This window comes from Serratia sp. LTN-2 (assembly GCF_059740205.1).
The window spans coordinates 1-3,185 of the sequence record NZ_JCAXDO010000018.1 but is presented as its reverse complement, the minus strand read 5'-3'; the positions used below and the strand labels follow the sequence as shown (position 1 = coordinate 3,185).

Sequence of the window (3,185 nt, the reverse complement as noted above, 5' to 3'; positions counted from 1 at the left end):
CTCTCTGAAAAGCAGAATTTATCTGATCCTCGCAACGGGAATATCTTTCCAGCGGGTGGTGTACGCAGGGGAGAGCATATTGCGTTTCATTTGCCATGCAGGCGCAATCCCTCGTCCGGCAAACCAGACCTGTCCCAGACCGGAATGATTAATTCCATCAAGAACCTTCATCAGCTCCGCGCTGTGAGGACGTGGCGGACGTTCGTCGAACAGCTGCAGCTGCGAAACGCCGGAGCCGGTGAAGTCATTCAGCATCACCCCGGCTTTGGCATACCGATGCCCATCCTTCCAGATACGCTCCAGAGCCGTTGTGGCGGCCGCAATAATGTCCCGGGTATCCTGATCTACAGCCGGTGCCACTGTTGTTGGCGATATCCAGCAGGGGGGTGATCAGGGAAGAGAGGGAACCGGACCTGCCATAGTTACGGGAGCGTTTATGGCTTGTACTTAGCGCTTCTTTCTGCTCAGAACTAAAGCCAGCGTGCAGGTCATAATCTGCACGGCAAAAATGCGCGTATATGAAACCTTTATCACGCTTGCCTGTCATTCTCTCTCTCCGGGCCAAACATGATAGCTGCGATTTTCCGGTCAGTCTCCGCAACAGTCATCGCCATTCTGGCCGCAAGATCAGTGCCTGAAAGATGGATATATATCTGCGTGGTGCGTAGATCACGATGACCAGCATAGGTTGCTATCTCATGCAGCTTCCATCCCGCCCGGGCAAGATGTGTCAGTCGCAGGTGACGAAAGGTGTGCGTGGTCAGAAATGGCATGCTGGTCCTGTCTGACCACTCGCGAACCGTTTTACTCCAGCTCCAGTATGAAAGCGGTGAGCCATAATTTCTGTCAGAAAACGAACGGAACAGTGCTCCACCAGTAATACCCGTTTGCCTCAGGTTCCTGAGATGTGCTGCCAGTACCGGCGTAATCGTCGGGCCGTAGCAGACCACCCGTTCGCGTTTGCCTTTAGTGTTTTCGGCGCGAATCCGTATAAGCCTGTGGGCAGGATCGATATCCTCTATGGTTATTGTTGTCACCTCAGAGCGTCTTAGCGCACCATGATACGCCAGCGCTAGCATCAGGCGATCGCGCAATGAACAGTCTGATATATAACCCAAAAGATGATACCACTGGCCGTCATCCGGAATTTGTGGCAGTCGTGTTATTCGCTGGACTATACCGCGTCCTGCTGAAGGCATGTGGGGTGTGCCTGCTCGCGGTAAAGGGTTCCGGATAATTACCCCCATGTAAATCAGATAGTCAAACCACAGACGTATAGCAGAAAGGCGAAGCTGAAGCGTTGCACTGGCTGCAGGCTGAGGCATGCCGGGTAACTGGGGGCGAATGTACGCAGCGATATCTTCAAAGCTTGCCTGCTCGGGGGGGCAATTCCCGCTGGCAGCAGAAGTGAAAGAAGTGAGTAAGTGCGCCGCGGTAGGCATGAATTGTCGCCGGTGACCTGCCGAGATCGGATAATAACCCCAACCATCGTTCTGCCTGTGAACTGGCAGGAGTACAGAATAAAGTGGTGAGCATTGTGTTCTCCTTTGTAATCAGGAACCCTGTTCAAAGTTTACACAGAAAATGTTGCATTCCACTTAACTTACTAAAGCTCATAATTGCTTGAGAACGCGTATATTTTTTCCGGGTAGCTCTCGTTTTTCATCTGAAACCACGGCGTGCCCATTTTGATCCAGGGCTTTGCCTCGGCACTTCTTGCGATTACGCAGCCATCGTTATTACTGAGCACCACAACCGGCTTTCCTTTCAAATCCGGGCGGAAAACACGTTCGCAGCTGGCATAAAAGCTGTTCACATCGGCCAGGGCAAACATCAGTACATCTCCCTCGGGCGGTGGATGATGTGCGTGACGACGCCAAAGATATCCAGATCGTCCGGGTCGGGATAAATCGGCGACCAGGCGGCGTTCATGGGCTGCAGCGTCAGTCGTGGCGTCAGCAGGAGCCGTTTAACCGTAAACTCCCCCTGCACGCTGGCCACAACAATATCGCCGTGCCGGGGCTTCTCTGCACTGTCCACAACCAGCAGATCACCATTGTAAAGGCTGCCGTCGGACATACTGTCACCGCTGGCACGCAGATAGTAAGTCGCGCTCGGATGCCGTATGCAGTAATCATGTAGATCCAGGTCGGACTCGACATAGTCAGCTGCAGGGCTGGGAAAACCGCAGCTGGCCAGGTCTGCAAACAACGGACGGGCCTGTGGCGGGAGTTCTTTCCCGGTGCTGAAAAGCTGCAGTTTCATCTTTCCTCCTGACGTCTAAATATACTGGTTATACATACAGTGTATTTAACAGCGTGAGGATAATCCAGATCACCTGCTCCATGAACAGGGTGAGTAACCTAAGCTACTCAAAATGTTCGTTAATATCATTTTGATTCACACGTATTGCTCATAATGAGAAATAAGGCTTTTATTTTTCCATTTTGCTCTTATAATGTGTATCAAATTGAGTTTAATTGACGGAGCATAATGATGAATATTTACTGCGATGATGGTTCAACTAATGTTAAGCTGGCATGGTTTGAAGGAAACGAGCTGCAGACACGGGTTTCTGCTAACTCCTTCCGGCATGGCTGGAAAGTGGCGGAATTCAGTGCCGCAACGTTCAACTATCAGGTGGGCACGCTGAAATACACCTGGGACAGCGTCAGCCGTGATGCCATCCCGACAACAAACGTGGAATATCAGTACGGTGATCTCAACCTGCTGGCCGTGCATCATGCGCTGCTGAACAGCGGACTTGAGCCGCAGCCGGTGAGCCTGACAGTGACGCTTCCCCTGAGCGAGTATTATGACGGGGACTGCCAGCGGAACGAGGAGAACATCCGACGCAAACGGGAAAACCTGATGCGTGAACTGGTTCTGAATAAGGGCAGGGCATTTACCGTAACGGACGTGAAGGTGATGCCGGAATCACTGCCGGCGGCGTTCTCCCGTCTCGCGGAGTTGAAACCCGGACCCGCTGAGACCACCCTGATTATCGATCTCGGCGGAACCACGCTCGATGCCGGTGTGATTGTCGGACAGTTTGATGATATCAGTGCGGTACACGGCAATCCGTCTGTCGGCGTGTCACAGGTCACTCGCGCAGCTGCAGGCGCGCTGCGGGCTGCAGACAGCGAAACCAGCGCGCTTATTGCTGACACGGTCATCCGCAACCG

The 3,185-nt window shown here is 52.8% G+C and carries 3 protein-coding genes and 2 pseudogenes; 1 reads left to right on the top strand and 4 read right to left on the bottom strand.

Annotated elements, in window-relative coordinates:
• Positions 1–18: 18 nt before the first annotated feature.
• From AC6BYQ_RS23510 to umuD, 4 genes and pseudogenes are all read right to left on the bottom strand, one after another.
• Positions 19–342, bottom strand: a pseudogene (locus AC6BYQ_RS23510) (DUF4113 domain-containing protein); the annotation flags it as partial.
• Between the two features lie 188 nt (positions 343–530).
• Entirely contained in the window at positions 531–1,199 is a 669-nt protein-coding gene (locus AC6BYQ_RS23505) for a tyrosine-type recombinase/integrase (RefSeq protein WP_498057591.1), read from the bottom strand.
• A gap of 410 nt (positions 1,200–1,609) precedes the next feature.
• Positions 1,610–1,834, bottom strand: a pseudogene (locus tag AC6BYQ_RS23500) (Y-family DNA polymerase); the annotation flags it as partial.
• Positions 1,834–2,265 carry a translesion error-prone DNA polymerase V autoproteolytic subunit gene (gene umuD / locus AC6BYQ_RS23495; RefSeq protein ID WP_063154399.1) on the bottom strand — a complete coding sequence of 144 codons (432 nt, stop codon included), beginning with the start codon at positions 2,263–2,265 and terminating at the stop codon, positions 1,834–1,836. The pseudogene AC6BYQ_RS23500 and the gene umuD, both read right to left, overlap by 1 nt.
• Before the next feature lie 231 nt (positions 2,266–2,496).
• Between umuD and parM the strand changes: the two genes are divergently transcribed.
• Positions 2,497–3,185: plasmid segregation protein ParM domain-containing protein (gene parM, locus AC6BYQ_RS23490; protein WP_498057590.1), on the top strand; the 689-nt coding region annotated here is incomplete at its 3' end.

Bases quoted from the DNA above. Each gene is read 5' to 3' on its own strand.
- AC6BYQ_RS23505 (WP_498057591.1), bottom strand. From the start codon at position 1,199: ATGCCTTCAGCAGGACGCGGTATAGTCCAGCGAATAACACGACTGCCA.
- umuD (WP_063154399.1), bottom strand. From the start codon at position 2,265: ATGAAACTGCAGCTTTTCAGCACCGGGAAAGAACTCCCGCCACAGGCC.